Annotated in this window: 17 protein-coding genes; 16 read left to right on the top strand and 1 reads right to left on the bottom strand. The window is 45.3% G+C overall.

The window, feature by feature from the left end; all coding sequences use genetic code 11:
* Nucleotides 1-3 precede the first annotated feature (3 nt).
* A complete protein-coding gene (secF, locus tag NB463_RS16845; protein ID WP_005391572.1) occupies nt 4-951 on the top strand; it encodes a protein translocase subunit SecF in 948 nt (315 codons plus the stop codon).
* Between the two features lie 196 nt (nt 952-1,147).
* Here the strand turns inward: secF and suhB are convergent, their stop codons facing one another.
* Nucleotides 1,148-1,951, bottom strand: coding sequence for an inositol-1-monophosphatase (suhB, locus tag NB463_RS16840; protein WP_047010191.1), 804 nt, complete (start codon nt 1,949-1,951; stop codon nt 1,148-1,150).
* A 231-nt stretch (nt 1,952-2,182) separates the two neighbouring features.
* Here suhB and trmJ point away from each other — a divergent pair, with 231 nt between their 5' ends.
* The 15 genes from trmJ to hisS all read left to right on the top strand — a co-directional run bounded on the left by trmJ (nt 2,183) and on the right by hisS (nt 15,922).
* Nucleotides 2,183-2,902 carry a tRNA (cytosine(32)/uridine(32)-2'-O)-methyltransferase TrmJ gene (trmJ, locus tag NB463_RS16835; protein WP_006741887.1) on the top strand — a complete coding sequence of 240 codons (720 nt, stop codon included), beginning with the start codon at nt 2,183-2,185 and terminating at the stop codon, nt 2,900-2,902.
* Between the two features lie 125 nt (nt 2,903-3,027).
* Nucleotides 3,028-3,534 carry a Fe-S cluster assembly transcriptional regulator IscR gene (gene iscR / locus NB463_RS16830; RefSeq protein WP_005381720.1) on the top strand — a complete coding sequence of 169 codons (507 nt, stop codon included), beginning with the start codon at nt 3,028-3,030 and terminating at the stop codon, nt 3,532-3,534.
* A 28-nt stretch (nt 3,535-3,562) separates the two neighbouring features.
* Entirely contained in the window at nt 3,563-4,777 is a 1,215-nt protein-coding gene (locus NB463_RS16825) for an IscS subfamily cysteine desulfurase (protein ID WP_053808705.1), read from the top strand.
* 38 nt (nt 4,778-4,815) lie between these two features.
* Nucleotides 4,816-5,199 (top strand): Fe-S cluster assembly scaffold IscU, encoded by a 384-nt coding sequence (iscU, locus tag NB463_RS16820; protein ID WP_005381718.1) that lies wholly within the window; start codon nt 4,816-4,818, stop codon nt 5,197-5,199.
* A 70-nt stretch (nt 5,200-5,269) separates the two neighbouring features.
* Nucleotides 5,270-5,593: an iron-sulfur cluster assembly protein IscA gene (gene iscA, locus NB463_RS16815; RefSeq protein ID WP_005391554.1), complete on the top strand. Its 324-nt coding sequence runs from the start codon at nt 5,270-5,272 to the stop codon at nt 5,591-5,593.
* A 55-nt stretch (nt 5,594-5,648) separates the two neighbouring features.
* The gene (gene hscB / locus NB463_RS16810) at nt 5,649-6,164 is read left to right on the top strand and encodes a co-chaperone HscB (protein ID WP_258431374.1); all 516 of its coding nucleotides are present in this window, start codon (nt 5,649-5,651) and stop codon (nt 6,162-6,164) included.
* A 21-nt stretch (nt 6,165-6,185) separates the two neighbouring features.
* Entirely contained in the window at nt 6,186-8,039 is a 1,854-nt protein-coding gene (gene hscA / locus NB463_RS16805) for a Fe-S protein assembly chaperone HscA (protein WP_053808707.1), read from the top strand.
* Between the two features lie 13 nt (nt 8,040-8,052).
* The gene (gene fdx / locus NB463_RS16800; protein WP_005391548.1) at nt 8,053-8,391 is read left to right on the top strand and encodes an ISC system 2Fe-2S type ferredoxin; all 339 of its coding nucleotides are present in this window, start codon (nt 8,053-8,055) and stop codon (nt 8,389-8,391) included.
* Nucleotides 8,392-8,435: 44 nt separating this feature from the next.
* Nucleotides 8,436-8,630: a Fe-S cluster assembly protein IscX gene (gene iscX, locus NB463_RS16795; protein ID WP_005391546.1), complete on the top strand. Its 195-nt coding sequence runs from the start codon at nt 8,436-8,438 to the stop codon at nt 8,628-8,630.
* A 161-nt stretch (nt 8,631-8,791) separates the two neighbouring features.
* Nucleotides 8,792-10,090 (top strand): aminopeptidase PepB, encoded by a 1,299-nt coding sequence (gene pepB, locus NB463_RS16790; RefSeq protein WP_005391544.1) that lies wholly within the window; start codon nt 8,792-8,794, stop codon nt 10,088-10,090.
* Between the two features lie 95 nt (nt 10,091-10,185).
* The gene (ndk, locus tag NB463_RS16785; RefSeq protein WP_005391542.1) at nt 10,186-10,611 is read left to right on the top strand and encodes a nucleoside-diphosphate kinase; all 426 of its coding nucleotides are present in this window, start codon (nt 10,186-10,188) and stop codon (nt 10,609-10,611) included.
* Between the two features lie 377 nt (nt 10,612-10,988).
* Nucleotides 10,989-12,116 carry a bifunctional tRNA (adenosine(37)-C2)-methyltransferase TrmG/ribosomal RNA large subunit methyltransferase RlmN gene (locus NB463_RS16780; RefSeq protein WP_005391540.1) on the top strand — a complete coding sequence of 376 codons (1,128 nt, stop codon included), beginning with the start codon at nt 10,989-10,991 and terminating at the stop codon, nt 12,114-12,116.
* A gap of 435 nt (nt 12,117-12,551) precedes the next feature.
* Nucleotides 12,552-13,502 (top strand): cytoskeleton protein RodZ, encoded by a 951-nt coding sequence (gene rodZ / locus NB463_RS16775; RefSeq protein WP_258431373.1) that lies wholly within the window; start codon nt 12,552-12,554, stop codon nt 13,500-13,502.
* 6 nt (nt 13,503-13,508) lie between these two features.
* On the top strand, nt 13,509-14,627 hold the full coding sequence (gene ispG / locus NB463_RS16770) for a flavodoxin-dependent (E)-4-hydroxy-3-methylbut-2-enyl-diphosphate synthase (protein ID WP_005391537.1): 1,119 nt from the start codon (nt 13,509-13,511) through the stop codon (nt 14,625-14,627).
* 26 nt (nt 14,628-14,653) lie between these two features.
* The gene (hisS, locus tag NB463_RS16765; RefSeq protein WP_104969104.1) at nt 14,654-15,922 is read left to right on the top strand and encodes a histidine--tRNA ligase; all 1,269 of its coding nucleotides are present in this window, start codon (nt 14,654-14,656) and stop codon (nt 15,920-15,922) included.
* Nucleotides 15,923-15,965 lie beyond the last annotated feature (43 nt).

The raw sequence follows: 15,965 nt of genomic DNA, 5'->3' as shown, positions 1-15,965 counted from the left end.
AATATGTTTCAAATTCTAAAAGCAGAGAAGACGATCGGCTTTATGCGTTGGTCGAAAGTAGCATTCGTTTTTTCAATCTTTATGATTGCTGCTTCTATCTTCACTTTGTCAACTAAGTGGCTAAATTGGGGCCTAGACTTCACTGGCGGTACGCTAATTGAAGTTGGCTTTGAAAAACCTGCGAACCTTGAAAAAATCCGAACCGCTTTAGATGCGAAAGGTTTTGGTGATGCGACAGTACAAAACTTCGGTAGTGCTCGTGAAGTAATGGTTCGTCTTCGTCCACGTGATGACGTTTCTGGTGAAACGCTGGGCAACCAAATCATTGGTGCTATCAAAGATGGTACTGGCGAAAGCGTAGAAATGCGTCGTATTGAATTCGTAGGTCCTAACGTTGGTGATGAGCTAACAGAAGCTGGCGGTCTAGCGATCCTCGTGTCGCTGATCTGTATCCTGCTTTATGTCTCGATGCGATTTGAATGGCGTCTAGCGGCTGGTGCGGTTATGGCATTGGCTCACGATATCATTATCACGTTAGGTGTTTTCTCATTCCTACAAATAGAAGTTGACCTAACCATCGTCGCGGCATTATTAACGGTAGTCGGTTACTCGCTCAACGATACCATCGTTGTGTTTGACCGTATCCGTGAAAACTTCCGTAAGATGCGTAAAGGTGAGCCAGCCGATATCATGGACGCTTCAATCACCCAAACGTTGAGCCGTACGTTGATTACCTCGGGTACAACATTGTTCGTGGTAATTGCACTGTTCATGCAGGGTGGTGCGATGATTCACGGCTTCGCAACCGCACTTCTACTTGGTATCACTGTAGGTACTTACTCTTCTATCTACGTAGCATCAGCACTAGCGCTAAAACTGGGCATCCAGAAAGAGCACTTGATGCCACCTCAAGTAGAAAAAGAAGGCGCAGAGTTCGACGAAATGCCATAAGGCAGGTTGAGAGTCGAAAACAAAAACCGCTGAGCAATCAGCGGTTTTTTTGTATCTGAATCGAGTTTTGTGCTTGCAGAACCTCACGGTATGAAGAGCCTTACATTGCAGCTAAGTAGATACAAAAAAAGCCCCGCTCATTGAGCGGGGCTTTTTAAAGTCATCAGCGTGACGGGCTAAATATGACTTTCAAATCTTACTTAAGGATCGCGCTGTTACCGTTTTCGCGGATGTGCTTAAGGATAGATTTTACGCCACGAGCGCTTGAAGCAACAATGTTACCAGACTTCATGTACTCAGTGCCGCCAGCAAAGTCAGTTAGGATTGCGCCAGCTTCACGAGCAATAAGCTCACCTGCTGCCATATCCCAAGGTTTTAGACCTAGCTCGAAGTAACCATCAACACGGCCAGCAGCCACGTAACATAGGTCAAGAGCAGCAGAGCCGCTACGACGGAAATCAGCACATTCAGTGAATAGCGCACCAACGATCTTGATGTAAGACTCAGCGTGTTGTTTCTGTTTGAATGGGAAACCAGTAGCTAGAACAGTACCTTGAAGGTCTTTTAGTTGAGCAACACGGATACGCGCACTGTTTAGTTGAGCGCCGGCACCACGTTGTGCAGTGAATAGCTCGTTTTGCATTGGATCGTAAACACAAGCAACTTCAGTTTTGCCTTTGATACGAACTGCGATAGAAACCGCGAAAGTTGGGTAACCTTTTACAAAGTTAGTGGTGCCATCCAGTGGGTCGATGATCCATTGTACGTCTTTATCTTTACCTTCGATAAGACCTTGTTCTTCAGCAACGATACAGTGCTCAGGGTAAGACTGCTTGATAGTATCGATGATGATGTATTCTGCTTCTTTATCTACATTAGTGACAAAGTCATTAGTGCCTTTAAGAGTAGATTCTACTTTATCAGTGTTTTCTAATGATTTAGCAATATGATTGCCTGCCTTTCGCGCAGCGCGAATAGCAATGTTTAGCATTGGATGCATACGAATTTCCCAACGGATGTTAAAGAACAAATGAAAGCGGCGGCGATTATACCAGAGATCAGTAAAAAAGGAAGTGGTTATTTTTTGTTCTAAAGTCAGTGGTTTTATTGTATTTAGCTTGAGGCGAACGAGAACAATGACCAAGAATGAGAAGAGAGGCCTGCTTCGTCCTAGGGTGTGTTAAAAAACTATGGTAACATTCTGCGGTTTTAATTTAGGTAGCAAACATAGATGTTGGATCAAGTAAAAATTGTACTCGTAGGTACCTCTCATTCAGGCAATATTGGCTCAGCAGCTCGAGCTATGAAAGTGATGGGTTTAAGCCAACTAGTATTAGTCGATCCACAATGTGAAGTGGATGAACAAACTCTTGCTTTGGCTGCGGGTGCTGGTGATATTGCTCAAAATGCAAAGATTGTCGGCACATTAGAGGAAGCGGTTGAAGATTGCAGCCTAGTGGTGGGCTCCAGTGCTCGCTCTCGTACATTAGAATGGCCAATGCTTGAGCCACGTGAATGTGGTGAGAAATTTGCGGTTGAGGGTAGAAAACACCCTGTCGCGCTCGTGTTTGGTCGTGAAAGAACTGGTCTAACAAACGAAGAGCTGCAAAGGTGTCACTACCATGTTTGCATTCCTGCTAACCCTGAATATAGCTCGCTTAACCTAGCGATGGCTGTACAAACTCTGAGTTACGAAGTACGAGTTGCGCATTTGAACTTAGAGCAAAGCCAGTTTGCCCCAAATGAGCCGGAAGAGTACCCACGTCATAGAGAGCTCGAAATGTTCTTCGAGCATCTTGAAAAGGTGATGGTTGAGACCCAGTTTATCAATAAAGAGCAACCTGGGCAGGTGATGAATAAATTGCGTCGCTTGTTCTCTCGTGCTCGGCCAGAAACCCAGGAGCTCAATATTCTACGCGGCATTTTGACCTCGATAGAAAAGAAGTTCTGAATAAAGAATAACCACTTTAGGTGTGAGGATGAATACCTGAGTAAAATGGTCAAATAAATACTTGACCAAATTACTCAGGTATGGAAAAATCTTAACCATTACAAACCATGTGGATACGGTGTGGTATGAAACTTACATCTAAAGGAAGATATGCGGTGACAGCCATGCTGGATGTGGCACTGCATTCGCAACAAAACCCTGTACCTCTTGCTGACATCTCAGAGCGTCAGGGGATCTCGCTCTCTTACTTAGAGCAGCTATTTTCAAAATTGCGTAAAGCAGGTCTCGTTGCCAGCGTTCGTGGTCCTGGTGGTGGTTACCGACTTGGTGCCGACGCACACAGTATCGCTATTGGTACCGTGATTGCAGCCGTTGATGAGTCAGTCGATGCAACCAAATGCCAGGGCAAAGGAGATTGCCAAGGTGGAACACGTTGCCTTACTCACACGCTATGGCGCGACTTAAGCTCTCGCATTAGTGACTTCTTGAATAACATCACTCTTGGTGAGTTGATGACAGACAATGAAGTCCTCGAAATTTCTGATCGTCAGGACATTGATCTGGCGGTAACCCATGGGCTATCAAACAAAAATACAACCGCCGCGCCCATCGGTGTAAACGTCCGCTCTTAGCGGTCAGCTTTTTACATTGGAGTAGAGAATGAAACTGCCGATTTATCTTGATTATTCCGCTACATGTCCAGTTGATCCACGTGTTGCTGAAAAAATGGTTCAGTACATGACAATGGATGGCACATTTGGCAACCCAGCGTCGCGTTCGCACCGTTACGGCTGGCAGGCAGAAGAAGCGGTCGATACTGCTCGTGAGCAAATTGCTGACCTTCTAAATGCAGATCCTCGCGAAATCGTATTTACATCTGGTGCGACAGAATCAGACAACCTTGCTATTAAAGGTGCAGCGCACTTTTACTCGAAGAAAGGCAAGCACGTAATCACTTGTAAAACAGAGCACAAAGCCGTTCTTGACCCATGTCGTCAACTTGAGCGTGAAGGCTTTGAAGTGACTTACCTTGAGCCAGAATCAAATGGCTTGATCGATCTAGAGAAGCTTAAAGCGGCAATGCGTGATGACACAGTGCTTGTGTCTATTATGCACGTAAACAACGAGATTGGTGTGGTTCAAGACATTACTGCGATCGGCGAATTGTGTCGTGAGCGTAAAACTGTTTTCCACGTGGATGCAGCACAATCTGCAGGTAAATTACCAATCGACGTTCAAGAGATGAAAGTTGACCTAATTTCGCTTTCTGCTCACAAAGTTTATGGCCCTAAAGGCATCGGTGCACTTTACGTTCGTCGTAAGCCTCGTATTCGTCTTGAAGCGCAAATGCACGGTGGCGGCCATGAGCGTGGTTTCCGCTCTGGTACACTTCCTACTCACCAAATCGTTGGTATGGGTGAAGCATTCCGCATTGCAAAAGAAGACATGCAAAAAGATTACGATCACGCTTTAGCGCTTCGTAACCGTCTTTTTGATGGCGTGAAAGACTTAGAAGCAGTGACGGTAAACGGTGACCTTGAGCAACGTGTACCACACAACCTAAACATCAGCTTCGCATTCGTAGAAGGTGAATCACTACTAATGTCGCTTAAAGATCTAGCGGTATCTTCTGGTAGTGCTTGTACGTCTGCAAGTCTTGAGCCTTCTTACGTTCTTCGTGCCTTAGGCATGGATGATGAATTGGCTCACAGCTCGGTTCGTTTCTCGTTTGGTCGTTTCACGACTGAAGAAGAAATTGATTACGCAATTGAACAAATCCGCGTTGCAGTGACTAAGCTACGCGACATGTCTCCTCTATGGGATATGTACAAAGAAGGGATTGATTTGAGCACTGTTGAATGGGCTCACCATTAATCTCAGGGATTGAAATAGAGGATTCGAGGTAATTTATCATGGCATACAGCGAAAAAGTAATTGATCACTACGAGAACCCACGTAACGTTGGTTCATTCGATAAAGAAGACCCATCAGTAGGTAGCGGCATGGTTGGCGCTCCAGCTTGTGGTGACGTAATGAAGCTTCAAATCAAAGTGACACCGGAAGGTATCATCGAAGATGCGAAGTTCAAAACATACGGTTGTGGTAGTGCAATCGCATCAAGCTCACTAGTAACTGAGTGGGTAAAAGGCAAGTCAGTTGATGAAGCAGCAGCAATTAAAAACTCTGAAATTGCTGAAGAGCTAGAGCTTCCACCAGTGAAAGTTCACTGTTCAATTCTTGCTGAAGATGCAATCAAAGCAGCGGTTGCAGACTACAAGAAAAAACACCAAGAATAATTATTCCGTAATATAATGGGAGCTTTGACGCTCCCATTCCAATCGAAATTTAGACAGACTAAGGTGCAGTATGGCCATCACAATGACAGAATCAGCGGCAAGTCGCGTAAGAGCATTCCTAGATAACCGAGGCAAAGGTATCGGTTTACGTCTTGGAGTGAAGACGACTGGTTGTTCAGGCATGGCATATGTACTTGAGTTTGTTGATGAGCTTAACGAAGAAGATGAAGTTTTTGAACTCTCTGGAGTGAAAATCATCATCGACAAAAAAAGCTTAGTGTACCTAGACGGTACCGAATTGGATTACGTGAAAGAAGGGTTGAATGAAGGTTTTGAATTCAACAACCCTAACGCGAAAAGTGAATGTGGTTGTGGTGAAAGCTTCAACGTCTAATTGATTGTCCTTCTGGGCAAGCGAGTCCGGAAGGCTTTACTAGGACCCGAACTTAATGAATCACTTTGAATTATTTGGGCTACCAAGTCAGTTTAAGCTGGATGGTAGCCTTCTTTCTTCTCAGTTCCGAGAACTACAAAAACGCTTCCACCCGGATAACTTTGCAACGGGATCTGAACGTGACCGTTTGATGGCGGTGCAAAAGGCAGCGCAAATCAACGATGCCTATCAAGTTCTGAAAAATCCTATCTCCCGTGCCGAGTACATCCTCGCAGAGCAGGGAGTTGAGATCCGAGGTGAACAGCAGACAATGCAAGATCCAATGTTCTTAATGGAGCAAATGGAGCTGCGCGAAGAACTGGAAGAAATTGCTGACAGCACCGATCCTGAATCGGCGCTTTTTGACTTCGATTCTAAGGTCAGCAAAATGTACAAACAGCATCTGGCAAGCGTCGAGCAAGAGCTTGATGATGGTCTTTGGGCTGAAGCCGCAGACCGAGTTCGTAAGCTAAAATTCATTGCCAAACTAAAGAACGAAATTGAACTAGTCGAAGACAAAATCCTCGGCTAGTTAGCGTGACAAGGACCTATCATGGCACTACTTCAAATCGCAGAACCGGGCCAAAGCTCGGCACCTCATGAGCATAAGTTAGCAGCGGGTATCGACTTAGGTACTACCAACTCTTTGGTTGCTTCTGTACGTAGCGGCGATGCAACTCCACTTGCGGACGAGCAGGGCCGTACTATTTTACCTTCAGTCGTTAATTACACTGAGGAAACGTTAACGGTTGGCCACGAAGCCAAAGCCAAAGCAGAGTTTGAACCAGAGAACACTATTATCTCTGTAAAACGTTTGATCGGTCGTTCATTAAAGGACATTCAGTCCCGTTACTCTTCACTTCCTTATCGTTTTAGAGAGAGTGAAAATGGTCTTCCGATCCTGCAAACGCCTCAAGGTGACAAAAACCCGATTGAAGTATCTGCGGACATTCTAAAAGCGCTAGGTAAGCGAGCAGAAGAAACGTTAGGTGGTGAGTTAGCGGGTGTTGTGATCACTGTTCCTGCTTACTTTGATGATGCTCAGCGTGCAGGTACGAAAGATGCCGCGAAATTAGCTGGCCTTCATGTGCTCCGTCTTCTGAACGAACCAACTGCCGCGGCAATTGCTTATGGTCTAGACTCAGGCCAAGAAGGGGTGATTGCGGTTTATGACCTAGGTGGCGGTACATTTGATATCTCTATCCTACGTTTGTCGAAAGGCGTATTTGAAGTATTAGCAACAGGTGGTGATTCTGCCTTAGGCGGCGATGACTTTGACCATCTGTTAGCGGATTACCTAATGGAGCAAGCGGGTCTCGAAGTCCCACTTTCTGCTGAAAAAAACCGTACGCTACTGAACATTGCTACTGCGACTAAGATTGCTTTCTCTGAGCAAGACAGCGTTGATGTTGACGTGTTTGGCTGGAAGGGCACCGTTACTCGTGAGCAGTTCGAAGAGCTGATTCGCCCATTAGTGAAGAAAACACTAATGTCTTGTCGTCGTGCATTAAAAGATGCTGATGTTAACGCAGACGAAGTACTCGAAGTTGTCATGGTTGGTGGTTCAACACGCACATTGCTGGTTCGTGAAATGGTAGGCGAGTTTTTTGGCCGCACACCGCTAACAAGCATTAATCCTGATGAAGTTGTCGCAATCGGCGCGGGTATCCAAGCCGACATTCTAGCGGGTAACAAGCCTGATTCAGAAATGTTACTTCTTGACGTGATCCCACTGTCGCTTGGTATTGAAACCATGGGTGGTTTGGTTGAGAAGATCATCCCTCGCAATACCACGATTCCTGTTGCGCGTGCGCAAGAATTTACCACATTCAAAGATGGCCAAACGGCCATGAGTGTTCATGTGGTACAAGGTGAGCGTGAAATGGTTGATGATTGTCGTTCACTGGCTCGTTTCTCATTGAAAGGCATTCCACCGATGGCGGCGGGGGCGGCACATATTCGTGTGACTTACCAAGTTGACGCTGACGGTCTTCTTTCTGTTACGGCAATGGAAAAGAGCACCGGTGTTCAGTCAGAGATTCAAGTAAAACCTTCTTACGGGTTAAGCGATAATGAAGTGGCGGATATGCTGCGTGATTCAATGACTCACGCTAAAGAAGACATGCAAGCTCGTGCGCTAGCTGAGCAGCGTGTTGAGGCCGACCGTGTGATAGAAGGCTTGATTGCAGCCATGCAAGCTGATGGTGACGAACTACTATCAGAACAAGAGAAACAAGACCTGATAAAAGCCATCGAAGCCTTGATTGAGCTGCGTAATGGTGATGATGCAGATGCGATTGAGCAAGGCATTAAAGATACCGATAAAGCGAGCCAAGATTTCGCATCGCGCCGTATGGATAAATCGATTCGAGCTGCTCTGTCAGGTCAATCAGTAGACGATATATAAGAGATAAGTAGTTATGCCTAAGATTATTGTATTACCACACGACGATTTGTGCCCAGAAGGCGCAGTGTTGGAAGCAAACACTGGTGAAACCGTTCTGGACGTAGCGCTAAAAAATGGTATCGGTATTGAACATGCGTGTGAAAAATCATGTGCTTGTACCACCTGCCACGTGATCATCCGTGAAGGTTTTGATTCGCTAGAAGAAAGTGAAGAGCTGGAAGACGACATGCTGGATAAAGCGTGGGGTCTAGAGCCTGAATCTCGTCTAGGGTGTCAGGCGAAAATTGCGGATGAAGACTTAGTGGTAGAAATTCCTAAGTACACGCTGAACCACGCTTCAGAAGATCACTAAAACTATCTTCCCAATATAGGGAAGAAGCAAAAGGAAGATGAGCAATGAAATGGACAGATTCTCGCGATATCGCGATTGAACTTTGTGACAAGTTTCCAGATGTTGATCCGCAAACGGTGCGTTTTACCGATCTTCATCAATGGATCATGGAGTTAGATGAGTTTGAAGATGACCCAAACCATTGTAACGAAAAGATTCTGGAAGCCGTTATCATGTGCTGGATGGATGAAGCAGACTAAGTCTGTAAAACACAGCCTAGTTAACAATTCTTACTAAAAAAAGCGGACCTTTAGGTCCGTTTTTTTATCCAATTGACATTTTTGCCCTACATAATGCTAACATCCGTGAGTTATTAAAAAGAAGCAGCGTAGGCAACGCTGCTATAAGACAAGGAGAAACCATGTCTACACAGATGTCTGTATTTTTAAGTCAAGAGTCGGCAGCACCACATTGGGGTGAAAAAGCACTGCTTTCATTCGCTGAAAACGGCGCAACCATTCATTTAGGTGAAGGTCACGATCTTGGTGCAATTCAACGTGCAGCTCGTCAGCTAGATGGCCAAGGAATTCGTTCTATTTTTCTTTCCGGTGATAACTGGGATTTAGAGAGCGTTTGGGCTTTCCACCAAGGTTACCGTAACCCAAAAAAACATGGCTCAGTTGAGTGGTCTGCATTGTCTGAAGAAGATCAAGCAGAGCTTCAAGCGCGTATTACCGCGACTGATTTTACCCGCGATATCATCAATAAAACCGCAGAAGAAGTTGCCCCTCGTCAGCTAGCGACAATGGCCGCTGAATTCATCAAATCTGTTGCGCCTAAAGGCACAGTGACAGCTCGTATCGTCAAAGACAAAGACTTGTTGGCAGAAGGTTGGGAAGGCATTTACGCCGTAGGCCGTGGTTCGGAGCGTACTTCTGCGATGCTCCAGCTAGACTACAACCCGACAGGTGACGAGAACGCACCAATATTCGCGTGTCTTGTCGGTAAAGGTATCACCTTTGATTCGGGTGGTTACAGCTTGAAGCCTTCTAACTTCATGAGCGCAATGAAAGCAGACATGGGTGGCTCAGGCACCATCACCGGTGGTCTTGCACTGGCGATTCTTCGTGGTTTGAACAAGCGTGTAAAACTGATCCTTTGTTGTGCAGAGAACATGGTTTCTGGTCGCGCACTCAAGCTTGGCGACATCATCACCTACAAAAACGGTAAAACCGTTGAAATCATGAACACCGATGCAGAAGGTCGTTTAGTGCTTGCTGATGGCCTTATCTACGCTAGTGAGCAAAAACCTGAGTTAATCATTGATTGTGCAACACTAACAGGTGCGGCGAAGAATGCGTTGGGTAATGATTACCACGCACTAATGAGTTTCGATGACGAGTTATCGCATCAAGCGCTCACTGCGGCAAACCAAGAAAAAGAAGGTTTATGGCCGCTACCACTTGCTGACTTCCACCGTGGAATGCTGCCGTCAAACTTTGCTGACCTATCGAATATCAGTTCTGGCGACTACTCTCCGGGTGCAAGCACAGCAGCAGCATTCTTGTCTTACTTCGTAGAAGACTACAAAAAAGGCTGGTTGCACTTCGACTGTGCGGGTACATACCGTAAAGCTGCGTCTGACAAATGGGCTGCGGGAGCTACGGGTATGGGCGTTCGTACACTTGCTCGTTTCCTCAATGAGCAAGCTGGTAAATAAGATTGATTGCGGCACTCTCTTGCTTGAGTGCTGCTCTTACCCAGTAAGTCACTTTAAAAACACAACTATTATTACAAGTACAGAAAGGAAACTTTATGGCTCTAGAAAGAACATTTTCAATCATTAAGCCGGATGCGGTAGAGCGAAACCTAATTGGTGAAATCTATAACCGTATTGAAAAGGCTGGCCTACGTATTGTCGCTGCTAAAATGGTTCACCTGACTGAAGATCAGGCAAGCGGTTTTTATGCAGAGCATGAAGGCAAAGAGTTTTTCCCTCCACTAAAAGAGTTTATGACATCTGGTCCTATTATGGTTCAGGTACTGGAAGGTGAAAATGCGATTGCACGTTACCGTGAACTGATGGGTAAAACTAACCCAGAGGAAGCGGCATGCGGTACGCTTCGTGCTGATTACGCACTTAGCATGCGTCACAATTCAGTTCATGGTTCCGATAGCCCTGAATCTGCAGCACGTGAAATTGAGTTTTTCTTCCCGGAGTCAGAGGTTTTCTCTCGCTAATTAGGCGTGATACTGCACTTGTTAGTGATGCTCTGATACAGAAAAGCCTCGGAACTTTCCGAGGCTTTTTCATTTCATATACCTAAGTTGAGTGGCAATGTTGACTGCATAAGTGATCTCTTACACGCTAACTAGTCTGACTATATAATGGGCTTTAAAGCCCAGTAACGTGAGTTATTTTTAGTCTTTTCCCTTTACGATTTCTACGCTTTTACTTTTGATAGTGTAATCGCCACTTATAGCACAAGAGGTGCTTAAAATTTAATCATTTTGATTTTAATGCCTTAGCAAACTCAGGGTTTTACACCCCTTGTTGTAGCTGCATAAAGGCTGTACAATTCGCGCCCTTATTCTTGTTTCAGTCATTGAGAGGCAACATGACCACTGAAAAAATCAATCTACTCGACTTTGATCGCAAAGGCATGCGTCAGTTTTTCGCAGAAGAACTCGGCGAGAAAGCGTTTCGTGCCGATCAGGTTATGAAGTGGATCTACCATTTCGGTGTAGATGACTTCGAAAAAATGACAAACATTAACAAGAAGCTGCGCGAAAAGCTTTTACACAAGTGCGAAATCAAGGCACCAACAGTCGCAGAAGCTCAGCACTCTTCTGATGGTACAATCAAGTGGGCGATGAACGTTGGTGATCAGGATGTGGAGACGGTTTACATTCCAGAAGATGATCGTGCAACGCTTTGTGTGTCTTCTCAAGTAGGTTGTGCGTTGGAATGTAAGTTCTGCTCAACCGCACAGCAGGGCTTTAACCGTAACTTGAAAGTTTCAGAGATCATCGGTCAGGTGTGGCGCGCTGCACGTGAAATTGGTCTTGAGAAAGAAACAGGTCGCCGCCCAATTACTAACGTCGTGATGATGGGGATGGGTGAACCGCTTCTAAACATGAAGAACTTGATCCCGGCATTAGAACTAATGCTGGACGATCTTGGCTTTGGTTTGTCAAAACGTCGTGTGACTGTATCTACATCAGGTGTGGTTTCTGGTCTTGATCAGATGACAGGCAAAATCGATGTCGCGTTGGCAATTTCCCTTCATGCGCCAAACGATAAGCTGCGTAGTGAAATCATGCCAATTAACGATCGTTGGGATATTCAAGATTTCCTAGCATCAGTTCGTCGTTACATCGCTTCATCGAATGCAAACCGCGGTAAGGTAACGGTTGAGTACGTACTTCTTGATCATGTGAATGATGACATGGACCATGCTCGTGAACTGGCTGAGCTGATGAAAGACACACCATGTAAGATTAACTTGATTCCGTTTAACCCGTACCCAGGTTCACCTTACAAGAAACCAAGTAACTCACGTATCGATCGCTTCCAAAAAACATTGATGCAATATGAGCATACAGTAACGGTTCGTAAGACTCGTGGCGATGACATTGATGCGGCGTGTGGTCAGTTAGTCGGTGATGTGATTGACCGAACTAAACGTACTGCAATGTTAAAAGCGTCGCGCGGTGCTGATACCATTGAAGTAAAAGCGGTATAAACGACCGGAATTCAAAAATAGCCAGAGCCATTTGCTCTGGCTATTTTGTTTAGCGATAAGGGCATTTCTGCCAAGATTTATGACGACAACTCTCCAACTCGAGGTTATTTGGGTATAATTTCGAATTCCTTTGTCAAAGTTTGGACAAAAGCTTGAGCTATCTGTTAGTTTGAGTGTAAAGAGTTTTTGTCTTCGTTACACATTCGCTTATCATGATATGTGACATTAACGATGACACCGATAATTCTCAGCATTTTCTCACATACGCTTTGCTGATTTTTGCAAAACGGGTATTCACACTCAAATCGCTGAGAGTTTCTTAAAATTATTATTTTGGTTAACGCGTTTAGGCTAGCTATCTTTTAAAGAGGCTTAAGAACAATAACGAAAATACATAACCACGTTAGCCACTAAAACAGATTAAATACCACCATTATGACAGAACACGAAAATACGAATGAAGTGCCACTTTCTATTGAAGCTGGCACATTACTGAAAAACAAACGCGAATCTCTTGGGATGAGTCAAAAGCAAGTTGCTGATCGCCTGAGGCTTCGCGTTTCTGTTATTGAAGATATTGAAAATAACCGATTTGAGTCTCAACAAGTTGCGACATTTACGCGTGGTTACTTGCGTTCTTACGCGAAGTTCGTGGGCCTTGATGAGAAGATGGTTTTGACTGCGTTAGAGCAGACAGCAGATGTACAGCCGCAAGAGCAAGAAATTGAAATGCAGAGCTTCTCTCGCAAAACAAAAGATGAGAAGCACAATAGCCGTATCATGCTCCTGACTTGGGCTATCGGGTTGATCATTATTGGTATTTCTGCAGCTTGGTGGTGGCAAAACCAGCAAGAGAATAGCCTAACGAAGGAAGTTACGGATTCAAGTGTTGAAGCGCCGAAGCCCACAGCGCAAGAGTTAGCTGATATCGATTTAATGACGGCTGAGGAGTTAATCGCAAGTACTCCTGAAGAAGTTGTTTCAACAAGTAATGATGTTGTTGAAACGAGTGAAGTACCAGTCGAGCAGGGTAGCGACCCTCTGCTTGCTGAAACTGAAAATACAACAAGCGTAGATTCTGAAGAACCTGTTGCCGTGATTGAAACTGCGGAAGAGGAACAGCCTGCGCCAGTCGTACCTGAAGGCATGACACTTCTTACTATGAAGTTTAAAGCGGACTGTTGGATTCAAGTAAAAGACACCAATGGTAAAACGCTGGTAAGTGGTACTCATAAACCAGGACAAGATGTAGAACTTACCGGAAAAGCGCCGTTTAAAGTGATATTAGGCGCACCGGAAGGGGTTACAATGACATTTGCAAGTGAACCTGTCGACCTTTCTGGGTATACTTCAGGCAAAGTAGCTAGATTCACTCTACCGTTATAAAAAATTATGCAACACGAATCTCCAATTATTCGTCGTAAATCGACGCGTATTTATGTGGGTGATGTGCCAATTGGTGATGGTGCGCCAATTGCAGTACAGTCAATGACTAACACTCGCACGACTGACGTAGAAGCGACAGTCGCTCAAATCCGAGCACTAGAAAAAGTCGGTGCAGATATCGTTCGAGTTTCTGTACCTACCATGGACGCAGCAGAAGCTTTCAAACTGATTAAACAGCAAGTTTCTGTACCATTAGTGGCTGATATTCATTTCGACTATCGTATCGCGCTGAAAGTGGCGGAGTACGGTGTTGACTGTTTACGCATCAACCCAGGTAACATTGGCAATGAAGAGCGCATTCGCGCTGTTGTTGACTGTGCTCGCGATAAAAACATCCCAATCCGTATTGGTGTCAACGGTGGATCTTTGGAAAAAGATTTACAGATGAAATACGGCGAACCAACGCCAGAAGCTTTAGTTGAATCGGCGATGCGTCACGTAGATCATCTCGATCGTCTTAACTTTGACCAATTTAAAGTTAGCGTGAAAGCTTCAGACGTCTTCCTTGCGGTGGATTCATACCGTCTGCTAGCGAAGAAAATCGATCAGCCTCTTCACTTGGGTATTACAGAAGCGGGTGGTGCTCGTGCTGGTGCTGTTAAGTCATCTGTTGGCTTAGGTATGCTGTTATCTGAAGGGATCGGCGATACGCTGCGTATCTCTTTGGCTGCCGATCCAGTTGAAGAAATCAAAGTCGGTTTCGATATCCTTAAATCTCTGCGCATTCGCTCTCGAGGCATCAACTTTATTGCTTGCCCAAGTTGCTCGCGCCAAGAATTTGATGTGATTGGCACAGTGAACGCACTTGAGCAGCGTTTAGAAGACATCATCACGCCAATGGATGTGTCTATCATCGGTTGTGTGGTAAACGGCCCTGGTGAAGCAGAAGTTTCTCACTTAGGTCTAGCAGGCAGTAACAAGAAGAGCGCATTCTACGAAGATGGTAAACGCCAGAAAGAACGCTTTGATAACGATGACCTTGTGAATCAGCTAGAAGCTAAGATCCGTGCGAAAGCAGCCATGATGAATGGCGAAAACCGCATCGAAGTTAAAGTACAAGATTAATCTCAACGAGAATTACGGTAAGTATTGTGGCAAAAACAATTCAAGCAATTCGAGGCATGAACGATTGCCTCCCAACTCAGTCGCCACTGTGGCAAAAACTAGAAAACACAGTGAAAAATGTAATTAGCGCATACGGTTATAACGAAGTGCGCATGCCAATCGTTGAAGAAACAAACCTATTCAGCCGCGCTGTTGGTGAAGAGACAGACGTCGTTTCAAAAGAAATGTACACCTTTGATGATCGTAACGGAGACAGCCTAACACTTCGCCCTGAAGGTACGGCGGGTTGTGTACGTTCATGTATTCAAAACAGCCTGATCAACCGTGACGAACAGCGTCTGTGGTACATGGGGCCTATGTTCCGCCATGAACGTCCGCAGAAAGGTCGTTACCGTCAATTCCACCAGTGTGGTGTTGAGGTGTTTGGTCTAAATGGTCCAGATGTTGATGCAGAGCTTATCATGATGACGGCGCGTCTATGGCGTGAGCTAGGTATCAATGAACATGTTCGTCTTGAGCTGAACTCTATCGGTTCTCAAGAAGACCGCGCAGACTACCGTACTGCACTGGTTGCGTTCCTTGAGCAACATATTGATGTGCTAGACGAAGATTGTAAGCGTCGCATGCACACGAACCCACTGCGTGTTCTGGATACGAAGAACCCTGACGTTCAAGCTATTTTAGGTGATGCACCTCGCCTTTCAGATTACTTAGGTGAAGAATCTAAAGCACACTTCGCAGGTCTATGTGAACTTTTAGACGCCGCAGGTATCGAATACACAGTTAACGAACGTCTAGTTCGTGGTCTGGATTACTACAACCGCACGGTATTTGAATGGATCACTGAGAGCCTAGGTGCTCAAGGCACCGTTTGTGGCGGTGGTCGTTACGATGGTCTTGTAGAGCAATTAGGTGGTAAACCAACACCAGCAGTTGGCTTTGCAATGGGCCTAGAGCGTCTTGTTCTGATGCTAGAAACATTAGAGCTAACAGATGTTCGTCGCAGTGTGGATGTTTACGTAGTAACAGCAGGCGAAGGCACCATGATGGCAGGAATGAAGCTAGCAGAGCTGCTTCGTGAGTCTATCCCTGGCGTTCGTGTGATGAATCACTTCGGTGGCGGTAACTTCAAGAAACAGTTTAAACGCGCAGACAAAGTTGGTGCTGTTGTAGCATTAGTTCTGGGTGAAAACGAAGTTGCGGATAATACCGTAGTACTGAAAGACTTGGCTGGTGGTGAGCAAGAGACTTACAACCAAGCAGAAGTTGCAGAAAAGATCGCAGCACTGATTTAAGTCTTTTAGTAATCTAACAAAATTACATCCTAGTTCGTAAGCT

Origin of the sequence: Vibrio sp. RM-41-2B (assembly GCF_024744415.1) — a bacterium.
GTDB lineage: Bacteria > Pseudomonadota > Gammaproteobacteria > Enterobacterales > Vibrionaceae > Vibrio > Vibrio diabolicus.
Note: the sequence above shows the minus strand (reverse complement) of the source record. Positions and strands in the feature narration are given on the sequence as shown.

Coding starts and splice junctions, on each gene's coding strand:
- NB463_RS16825 (WP_053808705.1), top strand. CDS start 3,563: ATGAAACTGCCGATTTATCTTGATTATTCCGCTACATGTCCAGTTGAT.
- iscA (WP_005391554.1), top strand. CDS start 5,270: ATGGCCATCACAATGACAGAATCAGCGGCAAGTCGCGTAAGAGCATTC.
- trmJ (WP_006741887.1), top strand. CDS start 2,183: ATGTTGGATCAAGTAAAAATTGTACTCGTAGGTACCTCTCATTCAGGC.
- hscB (WP_258431374.1), top strand. CDS start 5,649: ATGAATCACTTTGAATTATTTGGGCTACCAAGTCAGTTTAAGCTGGAT.
- rodZ (WP_258431373.1), top strand. CDS start 12,552: ATGACAGAACACGAAAATACGAATGAAGTGCCACTTTCTATTGAAGCT.
- iscR (WP_005381720.1), top strand. CDS start 3,028: ATGAAACTTACATCTAAAGGAAGATATGCGGTGACAGCCATGCTGGAT.
- ispG (WP_005391537.1), top strand. CDS start 13,509: ATGCAACACGAATCTCCAATTATTCGTCGTAAATCGACGCGTATTTAT.
- fdx (WP_005391548.1), top strand. CDS start 8,053: ATGCCTAAGATTATTGTATTACCACACGACGATTTGTGCCCAGAAGGC.
- secF (WP_005391572.1), top strand. CDS start 4: ATGTTTCAAATTCTAAAAGCAGAGAAGACGATCGGCTTTATGCGTTGG.
- iscX (WP_005391546.1), top strand. CDS start 8,436: ATGAAATGGACAGATTCTCGCGATATCGCGATTGAACTTTGTGACAAG.
- NB463_RS16780 (WP_005391540.1), top strand. CDS start 10,989: ATGACCACTGAAAAAATCAATCTACTCGACTTTGATCGCAAAGGCATG.
- iscU (WP_005381718.1), top strand. CDS start 4,816: ATGGCATACAGCGAAAAAGTAATTGATCACTACGAGAACCCACGTAAC.
- hscA (WP_053808707.1), top strand. CDS start 6,186: ATGGCACTACTTCAAATCGCAGAACCGGGCCAAAGCTCGGCACCTCAT.
- suhB (WP_047010191.1), bottom strand. CDS start 1,951: ATGCATCCAATGCTAAACATTGCTATTCGCGCTGCGCGAAAGGCAGGC.
- ndk (WP_005391542.1), top strand. CDS start 10,186: ATGGCTCTAGAAAGAACATTTTCAATCATTAAGCCGGATGCGGTAGAG.
- pepB (WP_005391544.1), top strand. CDS start 8,792: ATGTCTACACAGATGTCTGTATTTTTAAGTCAAGAGTCGGCAGCACCA.